This window comes from Chitinimonas prasina (assembly GCF_030160395.1).
In the GTDB taxonomy this organism is placed as follows: Bacteria; Pseudomonadota; Gammaproteobacteria; order Burkholderiales; family Chitinimonadaceae; genus Chitinimonas; species Chitinimonas prasina.
Genome location: NZ_BSOG01000002.1, coordinates 291940 through 308991, shown reverse-complemented (window position 1 = coordinate 308991; position 17052 = coordinate 291940). Strand labels below are relative to the sequence as shown.

14 protein-coding genes are annotated in these 17052 nt (G+C 60.5%); all 14 read left to right on the top strand.

The window, feature by feature from the left end; translation table 11 throughout:
- Positions 1-3: 3 nt before the first annotated feature.
- The 14 genes from QQK16_RS08620 (at position 4) to leuB (ending at position 16879) form a co-directional block, all read left to right on the top strand.
- Positions 4-528 carry a hypothetical protein gene (locus QQK16_RS08620; RefSeq protein ID WP_284196044.1) on the top strand — a complete coding sequence of 175 codons (525 nt, stop codon included), beginning with the start codon at positions 4-6 and terminating at the stop codon, positions 526-528.
- Positions 521-5275: a glycosyltransferase gene (locus QQK16_RS08615; RefSeq protein ID WP_284196043.1), complete on the top strand. Its 4755-nt coding sequence runs from the start codon at positions 521-523 to the stop codon at positions 5273-5275. Before QQK16_RS08620 ends, QQK16_RS08615 begins: the two co-directional genes overlap by 8 nt.
- Before the next feature lie 109 nt (positions 5276-5384).
- On the top strand, positions 5385-7037 hold the full coding sequence (locus QQK16_RS08610) for a CTP synthase (RefSeq protein ID WP_284196042.1): 1653 nt from the start codon (positions 5385-5387) through the stop codon (positions 7035-7037).
- An 82-nt stretch (positions 7038-7119) separates the two neighbouring features.
- The gene (gene kdsA, locus QQK16_RS08605) at positions 7120-7971 is read left to right on the top strand and encodes a 3-deoxy-8-phosphooctulonate synthase (protein WP_284196041.1); all 852 of its coding nucleotides are present in this window, start codon (positions 7120-7122) and stop codon (positions 7969-7971) included.
- A gap of 158 nt (positions 7972-8129) precedes the next feature.
- On the top strand, positions 8130-9425 hold the full coding sequence (gene eno, locus QQK16_RS08600) for a phosphopyruvate hydratase (RefSeq protein ID WP_284196040.1): 1296 nt from the start codon (positions 8130-8132) through the stop codon (positions 9423-9425).
- Positions 9426-9525: 100 nt separating this feature from the next.
- Positions 9526-9975 (top strand): cell division protein FtsB, encoded by a 450-nt coding sequence (ftsB, locus tag QQK16_RS08595; protein ID WP_284196039.1) that lies wholly within the window; start codon positions 9526-9528, stop codon positions 9973-9975.
- Between the two features lie 26 nt (positions 9976-10001).
- Positions 10002-11810: an excinuclease ABC subunit UvrC gene (gene uvrC / locus QQK16_RS08590; RefSeq protein ID WP_284196038.1), complete on the top strand. Its 1809-nt coding sequence runs from the start codon at positions 10002-10004 to the stop codon at positions 11808-11810.
- Positions 11811-11847: 37 nt separating this feature from the next.
- On the top strand, positions 11848-12420 hold the full coding sequence (gene pgsA, locus QQK16_RS08585) for a CDP-diacylglycerol--glycerol-3-phosphate 3-phosphatidyltransferase (protein WP_284196037.1): 573 nt from the start codon (positions 11848-11850) through the stop codon (positions 12418-12420).
- Between the two features lie 172 nt (positions 12421-12592).
- Positions 12593-13999, top strand: a complete 1407-nt coding sequence (leuC, locus tag QQK16_RS08580; RefSeq protein WP_284196036.1) for a 3-isopropylmalate dehydratase large subunit — start codon at positions 12593-12595, stop codon at positions 13997-13999.
- 42 nt (positions 14000-14041) lie between these two features.
- On the top strand, positions 14042-14170 hold the full coding sequence (locus QQK16_RS08575; RefSeq protein ID WP_284196035.1) for an entericidin A/B family lipoprotein: 129 nt from the start codon (positions 14042-14044) through the stop codon (positions 14168-14170).
- Positions 14171-14214: 44 nt separating this feature from the next.
- Complete coding sequence (leuD, locus tag QQK16_RS08570) at positions 14215-14853, top strand: 3-isopropylmalate dehydratase small subunit (protein WP_284196034.1); 639 nt, start codon at positions 14215-14217, stop codon at positions 14851-14853.
- An 8-nt stretch (positions 14854-14861) separates the two neighbouring features.
- Positions 14862-15176, top strand: a complete 315-nt coding sequence (locus QQK16_RS08565) for a hypothetical protein (RefSeq protein WP_284196033.1) — start codon at positions 14862-14864, stop codon at positions 15174-15176.
- 15 nt (positions 15177-15191) lie between these two features.
- Complete coding sequence (locus tag QQK16_RS08560; protein WP_284196032.1) at positions 15192-15683, top strand: hypothetical protein; 492 nt, start codon at positions 15192-15194, stop codon at positions 15681-15683.
- A 128-nt stretch (positions 15684-15811) separates the two neighbouring features.
- The gene (gene leuB, locus QQK16_RS08555; protein WP_284196031.1) at positions 15812-16879 is read left to right on the top strand and encodes a 3-isopropylmalate dehydrogenase; all 1068 of its coding nucleotides are present in this window, start codon (positions 15812-15814) and stop codon (positions 16877-16879) included.
- The last annotated feature ends 173 nt before the right edge of the window (positions 16880-17052 follow it).

Sequence of the window (17052 nt, the reverse complement as noted above, 5' to 3'; positions counted from 1 at the left end):
AATATGGAATTCGCGATACGGCAATGGCTGCCGCCTGGTACGCAGGTTTTTGCCCAGTTGGCTGATACGCCCGGCCGCTGGCGCCCGCTCTGGTTGCGCTGGCTGTCATGGCGTAGCGAAGACGCTCGTTTTGCATCCTTTCTCGACGACCTGGAAAACTGGCTGGTGCAGGAGCCGCCTCGTGACTGGCAGAAACGGATGGACAACCACCTGGTCCATTACCGTAACCGCTATTTTCTCTTTTTGTGCTGGGCTGATGGCTGCAGCGCCAACCCGCGCACTGACGCGGAACTGCCCGATATCAGCTGGCTGGGCGACACCCCCCGGCATGATCTGTTGCGTTGGCGCAGGCAGCAGGTATTGGACCAACTGGCACTGAAAACCACATTGGACTGGCACCAGCAAGCTGGCTTGGGCCAGGCGCTGACCTATCGGGGCGTGAGTCTGGCGCCCGCATATGATTATTACCTCTTGCCCGATCTGCTCAAGGAGCACTATCGCGCCTTCAAGGAAACCGCGCATGACTGAGCCCAAGCAAGCAGGCCGTGCTGCCCTGATCTGGCTGGTGTGGGACAAAAATACCGCCGTGCTCGACCGCTATCTGGCGGGGCGTGAACCTCATGTAATCGTCACCGTGGCGCAGTTCGCCACGTTGCAGTTGCGTGAGGTGCTCAACAAGCATGGTGCCGCCATTCATATCCTGCCCGAGGAGATTCCCCACGCAGGCATACAGGCTGGCCGGCGCATGCGCGATGAGGCCTTTGGGCCGGAGCAAGCCAGGCAATGGGCGGCTTATGAGGCCGAGCATGCAGCTTATCTGCATCAACCAGGTATCGCGGCCGCGCTGGAAGCCCAGGCCAGCGATGCCATGCTGGGCTGGCTGCAGCAGCTGGTGCGTGAGCTGGATGCCGTGGCGGCGCAGAACCCGGTTGGCTTGCTGGTGGTCAACGAGGACTACATGGCCATGGCCAAGACAGCCGTGCTGTGGGCCAAGGCGCGAGGCGTGCCCAGCCTGCATCTGGAGCACAATCCATCGACCTTTTTCCCTTTCGGCATGCACCAGCAGCAGAACGCCGACTGGATGGCCATCTCTGGCCCGATTGCCCGTGAAGACTATGAATGCGGTGGCTATGCCCCGGATCGCCTGATTGAAACCGGCCTGCCGCAGTTTGACCGCCTGCATGCCGAGCGCGGACAGCGCGCCGAGCATAGGCGCCTGCTGTGCGAATCCCTGGGCATTGCAGTCAGTGACAAGCCTATCGTCCTGTTTGCCACAACCTGGTCGGCCCCGCATTCAGCCAGCATGCGGCAAGACTTGTACGCCTGGAGCGTGTCGGCGTTCTTCAAGGCGATCAAGCAGATACGTGGGCGTTATCACTGCGTAATTAAGGATAGGCCCGCTACCGGCAGCCACAGCGCCGATGCGCTGGCCGACATTGCGGCCCGCCACGGCGTGGATCACCAGCACTGGACCTATAGCAATGCCGAGCCGGTACAGGCATTGCTGGCGGCTGACCTGGTGGTGGCGGTGAACTCCGGCCTGCTGGTGGAGGCCATCATGGCGGGTGTGCCCGCCATCAACCTGCTGACCGACTCGGCTGCACTCTATGGTCCAGGCCTGCCGGCAGAGGCGGGTGTGGTGGTCAGCCCGCAGGCTGATCTGGCAGACAACATCAGCCGATTGCTGGATCAGCCCGGCTGGCGCAGCGGGAAGCTGGCCGCCATGGCGGCTTTTGCACCACGCTTGAATGCGGCTGCCGATGGCCAGGCCACCCACCGCGTGGCCGAGCTGATGGGAAGGCTTTGGCGCTTGACGCAGGCGGAGCCGGTGGCTGATGCCCGAGACTTGCTGCAACAGCCCTGGCAACGACAATTCGAGCAACACGCCCCGGCCAGCTTACAGTCGCGCGACGCACTTAGGCTGCAATGGGCGGCAGAGGCTCAGGCGGCTGCGACAGCCATTGAGTTTGTCGGCGGCGACTGGCGCGGCAGGGATGTCTGCACCGAAGCGCAGCGTGCAGGGCAGGTGCTGACCATACGGCTGGACAATCTGGGGCGTGCCGCCTGGGCGTTGAACCACGAGCCCTTTGGTCCTTGGCATGAGGGTGTGCCCGGCGATCTACCCCTGCAACCGGGCACGGCCGATTTGCTGCTGTTTGGCGACCAGTTTGCCCGCCTGACCAACCCCTGGGGCTGGCTCAAGCAATTACGCCCCTTGCTGACACCCAAGGCCCGATTGCATCTGAGCGTGCCCAATGCACGCAACGTGCTGCTGTTGGCAGAGCTGGCTGAAGGCCGGTGGCCGGTGGATGAACCCGAACAGCTGGCCGCCCCACGGCCCTGGACCCGGAAGGAGCTGGCAAGACTGCTCCACAGCATGGATTTGTGCCTGACCAGCCTGACATACCAGGCCGATGCGCGCTTGCAGGATGAGGCTCACAAGGCCGAGACCGATACCGAGGCACGTGATGTGGGTCTGGGGCGTTTCAGCCTCAGCAATGCCACCCCGCAGGAGCGGCGTGAGCTGACGGCCAAGACCTTGACGGTGATTGCTGCGCCTGGCGCATCGGACCGCGATCTGGTCGACTACCGCCGTACGACGGCCAGTACGGAAGAAGACGGCTACGAGCTTTGGCTGAAGCGCCATGCGCTCAGCGATATCGAGGCCAAGCTGTTCGAGTCGCATATGGCCAGTTGGCCATCTCATCCCAGCGTGGAGGTTTTCCTCTACGCCCTGGGCGACTGCGAAAAGCGCTTGATACGCAGCATACAGTCGCTGTCTGCCCAGCTGTATTACAACGTGATCATCACCGTACTGTCGGACCGCGATGCGCCTGGGGGCTTGCCATTGGGTGAGCGGTTCCGCTGGGGGCGGATCAGCGGCGAGCCTGTGGCTGCCTGCAATATGGCGGCATCTGCTTCTACGGCTGATTGGATATGTACGCTGGATGCGGGCGACGAGCTGGCAGCCCACGCCTTGCTGTTTGCCATGGAAGCCAGCCATCGGCATGCGGCCTGGCAGGTACTCTACACAGACGAGGACCGCCTGGGTGTGGATGGCCACTACAGCCACCCCCAGTTCAAGCCGGATATCAATCTGGACCTGCTGCGTGCCCAGCCCTATATCGGTGGGCTGCTACTGGTGCGAGCCCAGCCATTCAAGGAATTGGGCGGGTTCAATGCGGCGCTGGCGGGTGTGGAGGAATCCGACCTGGTATTGCGTGCACTTGAGCGCTTTGGCGCACCGGCCATAGGCCACCTGGCTGACGTGCTGTATCACCGGGCAGAGGACGGCGGCCATGTCCGGGCGGACTCCGAGGTCTTGATAGCGCGTGCGCGGGAGGCCCTGCAGCAGCATATAGACCGTTGCCAACTGCCCGCCAGCATACGCCCTGGCTACTTCCCCGGTAGTTTCAGGCTGGACTACGCCGCCCCGGTGGACGTGCTGGTGTCTTTGCTATTGCCGGTGCGTGACCAGTTTGACAAGGTGCGGCGAGCCGTGGAATCGCTGGTCAGCCAGACCAGCCATGCCAACTACGAGCTGCTGCTACTGGATAATGGATCGCAAGACCCGGCCATGGTGGCCTGGCTGAATGAGCTGGATGCGCTGAACGATCCGCGGCTCAAGGTCTTTACCTCACCGGACCTGCAGTCGTTGCCAGTGCTGTATCACGCGTTGGCGGATGCCAGCCAGGGCGAGGTCCTGGTCATGCTGCAGCCAGATATCGCCGTGCTGGACGCCGATTGGTTGAGCCAGCTGACTGGCCTGGCCTTGCGGCAGGAGATCGGCGCAGTGGCGCCGCGCCTGTTTGACAGCCAGGGCAAGGTCAGGGAGACGGCCAGGGTGCTGGGTTATAACGGCCCGGCCGAGCCGGCCTATACCCAGGTTGCGCTGGATTTTGCCGGTTACATGGGCCGTGCCCATCTGCCGCAGAATGTCTCCGCATTGCGGGGCGGCTGTATTGCAATACGGCGCAATGTGTTTTATGCGGTAGGGGGCTTCAACACCGCGCAATACAGCCAGGATGCCGAGCTGGAGCTTTGTCTACGCCTAGCACAGCAGGGCCTGCAGTCTTTGTGGACGCCCTTTGTCAATTTGATTTGCGACGGCAATGCGGCAGCCTTGTTCGCGGCAGGTGCGGAGCAAAAATCGGCCGAGCAGGAGGCGCTGTACCGGGACTGGTTGCCGCAGCTGGCACGAGACCCGAATTACAACCCCAATCTGCTGCTGGAGGTGGAGCCGTTCCATATGCACCCCAGCGTCAATCTGGTGTGGGATACCTTGCCCTGGCGGCCACTCAAGCGCGTGGTGGTGTTGCCGGCAGATCGCATGGGCTGTGGCAACTATCGGCTGATCATGCCGGCCCGTACGGCTACCCGCCACGGCAAGCTATGGGGGCGCATACACCAGCAGCATTTCAGCGTGACCGATCTGGAACGGATTGAACTGGATGGTCTGGTGTTCCAGCGCCAGACATCCGATGAGCAGCTCTCCATCCTGGAGACCTACAGCAAGTTTGCGCGGCCGCTGCTGATCTATGAGATCGACGACCTGATTACCCATGTGCCGACCAAGAGCGTGCACAAGGCGCAGATTCCCAAGGACATTGCCGCCCGGTTCGGCCGAGGAGTGCGCCTGGCAGACCGCTTTGTGGTATCGACCGAGCCGCTGCAGGAAGCGTATCGCGATATGTGCGACGACATCCGGGTGGTGAAGAATCGACTGGAGGCGCCCGTCTGGGGCAACCTGACTTCATTGCGCCGACAGGGGCGCAAGCCCAGGGTGGGTTGGGCTGGCGGGGTAGGGCACACGGGGGATCTGGAGTTGATCGTCTCGGTGGTGAAGGAGTTGGCCAACGAGGTGGACTGGATATTCTTCGGCCTGTGCCCTGATGCCGTCCGTCCTTTTGTGGCTGAGGTGCATGGGGGTGTGCCGTTTGAGCATTACCCGGCCAAGCTGGCCAGCCTGAACCTTGATCTGGCGCTGGCGCCGCTGGAGATGAATCCCTTCAATGAGGCCAAGTCCAATCTGCGCTTGCTGGAATATGGCATTCTGGGTTGGCCGGTCATTTGCACCGATATCGTGCCTTACCAGGGTGGTTTCCCGGTAACCCGGCTGAAGAACCGCCATGCGGACTGGATCAAGGCCATACGCGAGCACTTGTCTGATATGGACGAGTTGGCACGACGTGGCGACGCCCTGCGCCAGCACATACTGGATGAATGGATGCTGGAGGATCATCTGGATGAATGGGTGGCCGCCTGGACGCGCTGAGCCTTGGCGCAATTAATTATCGGTAAAACCAAGGAATTACGTTCATCCGGATTGAGGGGGAGGGGTCGATCGGAGTAGAATACGGAATTACCACTGTGCGTTTTCAGCCATGACCAAGTTCATCTTCGTTACCGGCGGCGTTGTCTCCTCTCTGGGGAAAGGCATCGCCGCCGCGTCGCTTGCGGCTATCCTCGAATCACGTGGCCTGAAGGTCACGATGATGAAGCTCGATCCCTATATCAACGTGGATCCGGGCACCATGTCCCCCATGCAGCACGGTGAAGTCTTCGTAACCGAAGACGGCGCCGAGACCGACCTCGACCTCGGCCACTACGAGCGCTTCATCCACGCCAAGATGAAGAAGGCCAACAACTTCACCACCGGCCAGATTTACGAGTCGGTGATCAAGCGTGAGCGCCGTGGCGACTATCTGGGCAAGACCGTTCAGGTCATTCCCCATATCACCGATGAAATCCGCCTGTTCATTGATCAGGGTGCGGCCGATGCCGAACTGGCCGTGATCGAAGTAGGCGGTACGGTGGGCGATATCGAATCCCTGCCTTTCCTGGAAGCCATCCGTCAGATGGGCGTCATCCTGGGGCGTGAGAACACCTGCTTCGTCCACCTCTCCTACGTGCCTTATATTGCGGCCGCAGGAGAGATCAAGACCAAGCCTACCCAGCATAGTGTCAAGGAGCTGCGTGAGATCGGCATCCAGCCGGATGTGCTGATCTGCCGCGCGGACCGCATGGTGCCGGAAGAAGAAAAGCGCAAGATCGCCTTGTTCACCAATGTGGCCGAGAAGGCCGTGGTGTCCTGCCCGGACATGGACAGCATCTACAAGATTCCGCGCGTACTGAGCGAGCAGGGCATAGATGACATCATTGCCAAGCAGTTGCAGCTGGATCTGCCCAAGGCCGACCTGGCCTTGTGGGATCGTATCGTCAATGCGATCGACAATCCCAAGCAGACTGTCAATATCGCCATGGTCGGCAAGTATGTGGACCTGACAGAGAGCTACAAATCGCTGATTGAAGCGCTCAAGCATGCCGGCATCCATACCGAGAGCGAAGTGAAGATCCACTATGTGGACTCGGAAGAGCTCGAGGGCGGTAATCTGGATCAGATCAAGAACATGGATGCGATCCTGGTGCCTGGCGGCTTTGGCAAGCGCGGCGTGGAGGGCAAGATACGTGCGGTGCAGTATGCCCGTGAGAACAACGTGCCTTATCTGGGTATCTGCCTGGGCATGCAGCTGGCGTTGATCGAGTATGCACGCCACAAGGCGGACATGCCCGATGCCAACTCCACCGAATTCACACTGGAAACACCGTTCCCGGTGGTAGCGCTGATAGACGAGTGGGTCAACCACGATGGCAAGGTGGAAGTCCGTGACGAGAATTCCAATATGGGCGGCACCATGCGCCTGGGCAGCCAGGAATGCGATCTGGAAGCCGGTTCGCTCGCCGCCACCGTCTATGGTGCAGTCCGCATAGTCGAGCGTCATCGCCATCGCTATGAAGTGAACAACCACTACCTGCCGCGCCTTGAAGCTGCAGGACTGAAGGTCAGCGGCCGTTCCACTGACCCCAATCACCTGTGCGAGACCATAGAGTTGCCTGGTCACCGCTGGTTCTTTGGTTGCCAGTTCCACCCGGAATTCACCTCGACGCCACGCGATGGTCATCCCATGTTCAAGGCCTATGTGGAGGCAGCAATTGCTTACGCCCGTGAGCACGGCCGTGAAGGTCTGAGCTGCTGATCAACCCCGTGAGGGGTGGGGTGTGGTGGGCGGGACAATATCCCGCACCGCTCCTCACGCCTCACCCCTAACGGAGTAGTCCATGAAACTTTGCGGCTTCGAAATCGGACTGGACAAGCCTTTCTTTCTAATAGCTGGCCCCTGCGTGATCGAGGGTGAGCAGTTCTCCCTGGATTCCGCAGGCACGCTCAAGGAAATCACCAGCGAACTGGGCATTCCCTTTATCTACAAGTCCAGCTTCGACAAGGCTAACCGCTCCAGCGGCAAGTCCTTCCGTGGCACTGGCATGGATGAGGGCCTGCGCATTCTGGCCAAGGTGCGTGAGCAGATTGGCGTGCCGGTGCTGACTGACATTCATGAGATCGACCAGATTCAGCCTGTCGCGGCTGTAGTGGACGTCTTGCAGACTCCGGCGTTTCTCTGCCGCCAGACTGATTTCATCCGTGCCTGCGCCCAGAGCGGCAAGCCGGTGAATATCAAGAAGGGCCAGTTTCTGGCGCCGGGCGACATGAAGAATGTCATGGACAAGGCCCGTGAGGCGGCACGTGACGCCGGCCTGCCCGAGGACAATTTCATGGCATGCGAGCGTGGCGTCAGCTTTGGCTACAACAACCTGGTCTCGGATATGCGCAGCCTGGCCATCATGCGCGATACCGGTTGCCCGGTGGTGTTCGATGCCACCCATTCGGTACAGTTGCCTGGCGGGCAGGGCGACAAGTCGGGCGGCCAGCGTGAATTCGTGCCGGTACTGGCCCGTGCAGCGGTGGCAGTCGGGATTTCCGGCCTGTTCATGGAAACCCACCCCAACCCGGCCTGCGCCATGTCCGACGGCCCCAATGCCTGGCCGCTGCCGCGCATGAAGGAGTTGCTGGCGGTGCTCAAGGAGCTGGACGGTCTGGTCAAGCGCCAGCCGCTGCACGAGAACACCTTGTAGGTCGGGTAGCTTCCGACAACACAGGTGGTCGGGGCGCTTGCTGTGTCGCCAACTTTGCCGGCTTACAGGATCGTAAGCGGGTACTGCTTGATTACAGACGGCTTGTTCGGCCAAGATCACCTGAATCGAATTCCCCAAATCGCATCAAGGAAACACCGATGAGTGCAATCGTAGAAGTCATCGCCCGCGAAATCCTCGACTCGCGCGGTAATCCGACTGTTGAAGCTGATGTGCTGCTGGAAAGCGGCGTCATGGGCCGTGCTGCCGTGCCGAGCGGCGCCTCTACCGGCGAGCGCGAAGCGCTTGAGCTGCGTGACGGCGACAAGAGCCGCTATCTGGGCAAGGGCGTACTGAAGGCTGTTGAGCATATCAACACCGAGATCTGCGAAGCCATCATCGGCCTGGATGCGTCAGAGCAGGCCTTTATCGACCGCACCATGCTGGAATTGGATGGCACCGAGGACAAGGGGCGCCTGGGCGCCAACGCCATCCTGGCCGTTTCGATGGCAGTGGCCAAGGCCGCAGCCGAAGAAGCCGGCCTGCCGTTGTACCGCTATGTTGGCGGCTCTGGCCCCATGGCACTCCCTGTTCCCATGATGAACGTCATCAATGGCGGCGAACACGCCAACAACAGCCTGGATTTCCAGGAACTGATGATTGTCCCGGTGGGCGCACCGACATTCCGCGAAGCCATGCGCTACGGCGCCGAGGTGTTCCATACCCTCAAGAAAATATTGCACGACAAGCATCTGCCTACGCAGGTCGGCGATGAAGGTGGCTTTGCCCCCGATGTGGCCAATGCCGAGGAAGCACTGGACATGATACGTACCGCCGTTGAAAAGGCTGGCTATGTATTTGGCAAGGATATCTGCATTGCGCTGGACTGTGCCGCATCGGAGTTTTACGACAAGGCCACGGGCAAATACGTCTTCAAGAAGAGCGACAAGCGTGAGTTGAGCTCGGCCCAGATGGTTGATTACCTGGAAAGCCTGGTCAACAACTACCCCATCCTGTCGATTGAGGACGGCATGGGCGAGCGCGACTGGGATGGCTGGAAGCTGCTGACCGACCGCCTGGGTGACCGGGTACAACTGGTGGGTGATGACCTGTTCGTGACCAATGCCAAGATACTAGCCCAGGGCATAGAGCGCGGCATCTGCAATTCCATCCTGATCAAGGTCAACCAGATCGGCTCGCTGACTGAAACCCTGCAGGCCGTAGACCTGGCCAAGCGCCATCGCTATACCTCGGTGATGTCGCATCGCTCGGGCGAAACCGAAGACAGCACCATTGCGGACCTGGCGGTTGCCACCAACTGCATGCAGATCAAGACTGGCTCGCTCAGCCGTTCGGATCGCATGGCCAAGTACAACCAGTTGCTGCGCATCGAAGAAGAACTCGGTGATGCTGCCTACTATCCTGGCCGTGCGGCGTTTTACCAGATCAAGAAGTAAGCATTTCGGCTGGTTTTAACACGGTAAGACTGAACAGGGACGCAGCTGCGTCCCTGTTTTGTTTTGCTGCATCGGCCTATCCCACCTTACAATCGCGCCCATGCGTATTCTTGCCGTGATCCTTGCTGCCTGTATTGTCCTGCTCCAGTGGCCACTCTGGATAGGGAAGGGCTCATGGCTGAAGGTCTGGCAGATAGAAACCCAGCTGGCCGAGCAGAAGCAACAGAACACCAAGCTGCAGTCGCGCAACGATGCCATGAATGCGGAAGTGCGTGACCTGAAGACAGGCACGGACGCCATAGAGGAGCGTGCGCGCAATGAGCTGGGCATGGTGCGGCAAGACGAAGTGTTCTTCCAGATACTGGACAGCAAGCCGCTGCCCATAGCTACCACGCCAGTGCAGCCACCGGTTACCCCGCCTGCCGAACCAGCAGCGCCACCAGAGGATGACCCGGAGGCGGCGCCCCAGGCTAGTACGCTGGCACCTGCAGCACCTGCGCCGGCGGCAGCAGTGCCGGCATCGGCGCCTGTTCCCGCCAGCCCGCAATAAGCGCACCCCGCGTTAATACGGCGGCCATGTCGGCATTCGACCCCAAGCCCATTCTTTCCGCGCTGCCAGGCCTGCCGGGCGTGTATCGCTTTCTGTCGGCCAAGGGCGATGTGCTCTATGTCGGCAAGGCCATAGACCTCAAGCGACGGGTATCGAGCTATTTCCAGAAAAACGATCAATCTCCCCGCATCAAGCTGATGCTGACCCAGGTGGCTGATATACAGACCACGGTGGTTCGCTCGGAAGGGGAGGCACTGATACTGGAAAACAATCTGATCAAGGCGCTGGCGCCGCGCTACAACATTCTGTTTCGCGACGACAAGAGCTACCCCTATCTGGTGTTGACCGGGCATGCCTACCCGCGCCTGGCCTACTACCGTGGTGCACTGGATAAGCAGAATCAGTATTTTGGGCCATTCCCCAGCGGTTACGCGGTGCGCGAAAGCATCCAGCTGCTGCAGAAGGTATTCAAGCTGCGCACCTGCGAAGACAGCGTGTTCGAGCACCGTGCCCGACCCTGCCTGTTGTTCCAGATCAAGCGCTGCAGCGGCCCCTGTACTGGCGAGATATCCGCCGAGGACTACAAGCGCGACCTTAGCCATGCGGCGCAGTTTCTGCAGGGCAAGACCCATGATCTGCTCAATGCCCTGGACGAGAAGATGCGCGATGCCGCAGCGGCCTGGCAGTTTGAGTCTGCCGCCGCCTACCGCGACCAGATACAGAGCTTGGCCAAAGTGCAGGAAAAGCAGTTCGTCTCCAGCAATGCCAGCGAGACAGATGTGGATATCGTGGCGTGCGCGGCCGAGGAGGGCATGGTCTGCGTGAACCTGGTCATGGTGCGTGGCGGACGCCATGTCGGCGACAAGTCACTATTCCCCAGCCACGGCGAGGACTATGAGGTGCAAAGCGCGCTGGAAGCGTTTCTGGCGCAGCACTATCTGGACCGCAGCATCCCACCCGTCATCGTCTGTAACGGCACGGATGAGTTCGGGACACTGGCCGAGCTGCTTGCCGCCCAGGCCGGCCGCAAGATCGCGCTGGTGACCAATCCCATCGCGGAGCGCCGGGTGTGGCTGGAGATGGCATTGAAGAATGCCAGACTGGCCATCAACCAGCGCCTGTCGCTGGAATCCACTCAGCTGGGGCGCATACAGGCCTTGCAGGAGGCACTGAGCCTGCCTGACAGCGCACAACGTATCGAATGCTTTGATATCAGCCACACCATGGGTGAGGCCACGGTGGCATCCTGCGTGGTGTACGACAAGCTGGGCATGCAACCCAAGGAGTACCGGCACTACAACATCAACGGCATTACGCCCGGTGATGATTACGCCGCCATGCGCCAGGTGCTGACCCGCCGGTATGAGAAGATTGCTGCTGGCGAAGGGGTGGCGCCCGATGTGATATTGATAGACGGTGGCAAGGGGCAGATATCGGTCGCAGTGGAAGTGATCGAGGAGGTGGGGCTGCAGGACGCCTTGCTGGTGGGCGTAGCCAAAGGCGAAACGCGCAAGCCTGGCCTGGAGCAGCTGGTCATCCCATCGACTGGTCAAGTGCTGCATCTGCCCCGTGATTCCGCCGCCTTGCACCTGATACAGACCATACGTGACGAGGCACACCGCTTCGCCATTACAGGTCATCGTGCCCGCAGAGGCAAGGCAAGGGTATCATCCAGCCTGGAGGAGATAGACGGCATAGGCGCCAAGCGCCGCCAGAAGCTGCTGACGCGCTTCGGCGGGCTGCAGGGCGTCAAGGCCGCCAGTGTGGACGAGCTGTGCCAGGTTGAAGGCATCAATCGCGCACTCGCTGAAAAAATCTACCAAGCACTACACTGACATTACAACCACTACTTCCATCGGCTTAGCTGGCTTCATGCCCCTCAATCTCCCTAATCTGCTCACCTGGGCGCGGATACTGATGATCCCGCTCATACTCGGCGTGTATTACCTACCCGACGCCTGGCTTTCTCCCCTAGCCAAGAACCTTTGCGGGGCCGCCTTGTTCATGCTTGCCGGCATTACCGACTGGTTTGATGGCTATCTGGCGCGCAAATGGAACCAGCTGTCCGCTTTCGGCGCCTTTCTCGATCCGGTGGCCGACAAGCTGATGGTGGCGGCCGCACTGATACTGCTGGTGCAGCTGGATCGTGCCGAGGCCTGGCTGGCCGCCATCATTATCGGCCGGGAAATCACCATCTCGGCATTACGGGAGTGGATGGCCCAGCTGGGCTCCAGCAAGAGCGTTGCGGTTTCTTTGGTCGGCAAATTCAAAACGGCGGCGCAGATGGTGGCCATCACCGTGTTGCTGCTGCACGAGAACTTCATACCCGGCATCCCTACCCAGCAGCTGGGCACAGTCTGCCTGGTGATTGCCGCCTTGCTGACACTGTGGTCCATGGGTTACTACCTGCGCATGGCGTGGCCTCAGCTGAGCGGCAAACCCTGACACCCAAGCCTCGCCAATACCGCATCAAATGGAGCTTTTGCTCCACCTGATAGGTTTGACGCCTGGATGACCGGCCTGCTTCGTCATTTGCATATTCCCCGCACCCGGTTGCCGGTGCGCGCTGCTGCGTGATAAGTTCGACATCCCCCGACGCAACCCGGTTGTAAAGACTATGGCGCAAACCCTATACGACAAGCTGTGGCATAGCCATGTAGTGCACGAGGAAGCCGACGGCACCGTGCTGCTCTACATTGATCGCCATCTGGTCCACGAAGTCACCAGCCCCCAGGCATTTGAAGGCCTCAAGCTGGCTGGCCGCAAACCATGGCGTATCTCGTCCATCGTCGCCACAGCGGATCACAATACACCGACCGATCACTGGGACGAGGGCATCAAGGATCCCATCTCGCGCCAGCAGGTTGAGACGCTGGACGCCAACATCCGGGAGGTCGGCGCGCTGGCTTATTTTCCATTCAAGGATCAACGCCAGGGCATCGTCCATGTGGTGGGGCCGGAGAATGGTGCCACGCTACCGGGCATGACCGTGGTTTGCGGCGACTCGCACACTTCCACCCATGGCGCATTCGCCTGCCTGGCGCACGGCATCGGCACATCCGAGGTCGAGCATGTCATGGCAACTCAGACGCTGACCGCCAAGAAATCCAAGGCCATGCTGGTGCGCGTGGACGGCCAGTTGGGCCGTGGCGTCACCGCCAAGGATATTGCCCTGGCGGTGATAGGCCGTATCGGCACGGCCGGCGGCACAGGCTACGCCATCGAATTCGGCGGTGCGGCCATCCGCGCCCTCAGCATGGAAGGCCGCATGACGCTCTGCAATATGGCCATTGAGGCCGGTGCCAGGGCTGGCATGGTGGCCGTGGACCAGATCACCATCGACTATCTACAGGGCCGTCCGTTCTCGCCCAAGGGTGAGGTGTGGGATCAGGCTGTAGCGCACTGGCGTACGCTGGTGTCGGACGAGGGCGCCAGTTTCGATGCTGTGGTCGAACTGGATGCGGGCAGCATTGCACCGCAAGTTACCTGGGGTACATCGCCCGAGATGGTGGTGACGGTGGCAGACCGTGTACCCGACCCCGCCAATGAGACTGATCCCACCCGCAAGAGCGGCATGGAGCGTGCGCTGGCTTATATGGGCTTGCAGGCCAATACGCCCATCAGCGAGATCCCGGTCGACAAGGTGTTCATCGGCTCCTGCACCAATAGCCGGATCGAGGACTTGCGAGCCGCCGCGGCGGTTGCGCGCGGCCACAAGAAGGCGGCCAATGTGAAAGCCGTGCTGGTCGTGCCGGGCTCGGGTCTGGTCAAGGCGCAGGCCGAGGCCGAGGGCTTGGATAAAGTCTTTGTCGAGGCGGGCTTTGAATGGCGTGAACCCGGTTGCTCGATGTGCCTGGCCATGAATGCCGACAGGCTGGAGCCTGGTGAGCGCTGCGCTTCGACCTCCAACCGTAATTTCGAGGGCAGGCAGGGGCAGGGTGGGCGCACGCATCTGGTCAGCCCCGAAATGGCGGCCGCTGCGGCCATTGCGGGTCATTTTGTCGACGTCAGAACTTTTGCCTGATCGTAGCGGACGAAACACCATAGCAAACCCGGAGAACAGACCATGAAACGATTTGCTTTCCTTGCCCTGGCCCTGATCGCTGCGATGCAACTGACAGCCTGCAATACCATGCAGGGGTTGGGTAAAGATATCAAGAAGGGTGGCGAAGCCATCGAGAGGGCTGCCAACTAAGGCCGCTGCCTGGCCCGCAAGGGCCTTCGTCACCGAGAGAGAACATGCAAGCTTTTACCACACTGCAAGGCCTGGTCTGCCCGCTGGACAGGGCCAATGTCGACACCGACGCCATCATTCCCAAGCAGTTCCTCAAATCCATCAAGCGCTCGGGCTTTGGCCCTAACCTGTTTGATGAATGGCGCTACCTGGACCATGGCGAACCGGGCATGGACAACAGCAAGCGGGCAGTGAACCCGGATTTCGTGCTCAACCATCCGCGCTATCAGGGTGCGCAGGTGCTGCTGGCCCGAGAGAACTTCGGTTGCGGCAGCTCGCGCGAACATGCCCCCTGGGCGCTGGACGACCACGGCTTTCGGGTTGTGATCGCCCCTTCGTTTGCCGATATCTTCTTCAACAACTGCTACAAGAATGGCCTGCTACCCATCGTGCTGCCGACCGAGGTGGTGGATCAGTTGTTCCAAGAGACGGCTGCCAGCGAAGGCTACCGCCTCACTGTCGATCTGGCTGCCCAAACCGTGACCACGCCATCGGGCGCATCCTTCGGCTTCGATGTTACCGCCCACCGCAAGCATTGCCTGCTGAATGGCCTGGATGAAATCGGCCTGACCCTGAATCACGCCGACAAGATCAAGGCATTTGAAGCCCAACGCCGCGTACAGCAGCCCTGGCTGTTCTCCTGAGACTGGGTATGCCCCTGGGTTCAGCCTTTGGTCGCTTGCGAGCTGGTTTACTGGGTCGGTTGCAGCGGCATGGCGGGCTGACCTTTGTGCTGATGGGGCTATGCTTTCTGGGCTTCGGCGCCAGTTCGCTCAATCTGGTCATCCTGCTGCGTGCCAACCTGGAGTTGTTCTGGGAACACGGCTGGCAAGTGGTAGGCGATGGCGCATTGCAGCAGTTGCTGGAGTTGATAGCGCTTTCCTATCTGGCACTGGCTTGCTGGATAGGATTCAAGTGTTGCGAAAAATTGCTGGTAGATCGCCTGACCAGCGAGCCCAAGCCGTAGTACAGGAGGATAACGATGCTGCCAGTCAATCAGACACAGCTGGACCAGATACGGGCGGATTGCCACGCACTGGTTCGTAGCCGGGCGCGACTCTCTGCCGGTGCGGCCGTCATTCCCGTGCCAGGCATGGATATGGTGGCGGACGTCATGGTGTTCTCCGAGCTACTGGAGAATATCAGCGCGCGTTTTGGCCTGTCGCACACCCAGATAGGGCAGTTGGACCCTGCAACCCGCAAGTATGTGATGCTGGCCGCCGGCCGCCTGGGCAGTGAGCTGATAGGCAAGCTGGTGACCAAACAATTGGCCAAGCTGCTGCTGGCCAAGGTGGGCACCAAATTGCTGGGCAAGACGCTGGTGCGCTTTGTACCCCTGGCAGGCCAGGCAGTGGCAGCCACCATCAGCTACCGGGTGGTCGCCCGCCTGGGGAATAACCATATTGAAGATTGCTACCGCGTTGCGCAGGGTTACCTGACGCAAGATGGCGCACTGGTAGCACAACAGCCATGAGCGATAGCGGGCGCTCGGCAAACCGATGCACGCAATCGGCCGTCGTTGCCCCCCCTAACTGAAAAACCGAGCTTTGCCAGCGCTTGAATCACGGCCTGGACCATCCATCTGCTACGAAAGTTGAACCCATGAAAATCGCCATACTCCCCGGTGACGGCATCGGCCCCGAAATCGTTGCGCAGGCAGTACGTGTGCTGGAAAAACTCAAGGCCGACGGCCTGGCTGTGGAGACAGTGACAGTACCGCTGGGGGGTGCCGCCTACGACCAGTATGGTGAGCCCTACCCGGAAGCGACGCGTGATGTCGTCCGTACTGCCGATGCGATTCTGCTGGGTGCCGTGGGCGGCCCACAGTACGACACCCTGCCGCGCGATAAGCGCCCGGAGCGTGGCTTGCTGGCCATCCGCAAGGATCTGGGCCTGTTTGGCAACCTGCGCCCCGCCATGCTGTACCCAGAACTGGCAGGCGCATCCACCCTCAAGCCGGAAGTGGTCGCAGGGCTGGATATCATGATCGTGCGCGAGCTGACCGGGGATATCTACTTTGGCCAGCCACGCGGCATCCATGTGAACGATGCGGGCGAGCGCGAAGGTTTCAATACCATGCGCTACAGCGAATCGGAGATACGCCGCATCGCCAAGGTGGCGTTCGAGATTGCCCAGAAACGCAACAAGAAACTCTGCTCGGTGGATAAGGCCAACGTGCTGGAATGCACCGAATTCTGGAAGGAAATCGTCATCGACGTGGCCAAGCAATATCCGGATGTCGAACTCAGCCATATGTATGTCGACAACGCTGCCATGCAGCTGGTGCGCAACCCCAAGCAGTTTGACGTGATCGTCACTGGCAATATCTTTGGCGATATCCTCAGTGACGAAGCCTCCATGCTGACCGGTTCTATCGGCATGTTGCCCAGCGCCTCGCTGGATGCCAACAACAAGGGCCTGTATGAGCCTTGCCATGGCTCGGCCCCTGATATCGCCGGCAAGAATGTCGCCAACCCGCTCGCCACCATCCTGAGCCTGGCCATGATGATGCGTTATACCTTTGCGCGTGAAGACATCGCCAAGCGTATCGAGACTGCCGTGCAGACCGTGCTGCGCCAGGGTTACCGTACGGCGGACATCTATGAAGCCGGCACGCAAAAGGTGAGCTGCTCGGGCATGGGCGACGCGGTGGTGGCTGCGCTGGCATAAGCAGAAGCGATAAGAACTATAAGCGGATAGTGGATTCCGCTATGGCAGTAAGGTCAGGAGAATCCACTGCACTGCACCAGCCCACAAACATGGCTGCGCTTGCGGTAAACTCCTGATTCCTCAGCTCTGAGGCTTTGGCGGTGCAATGCAGAACAACCCGCAGGGTTGTGTCG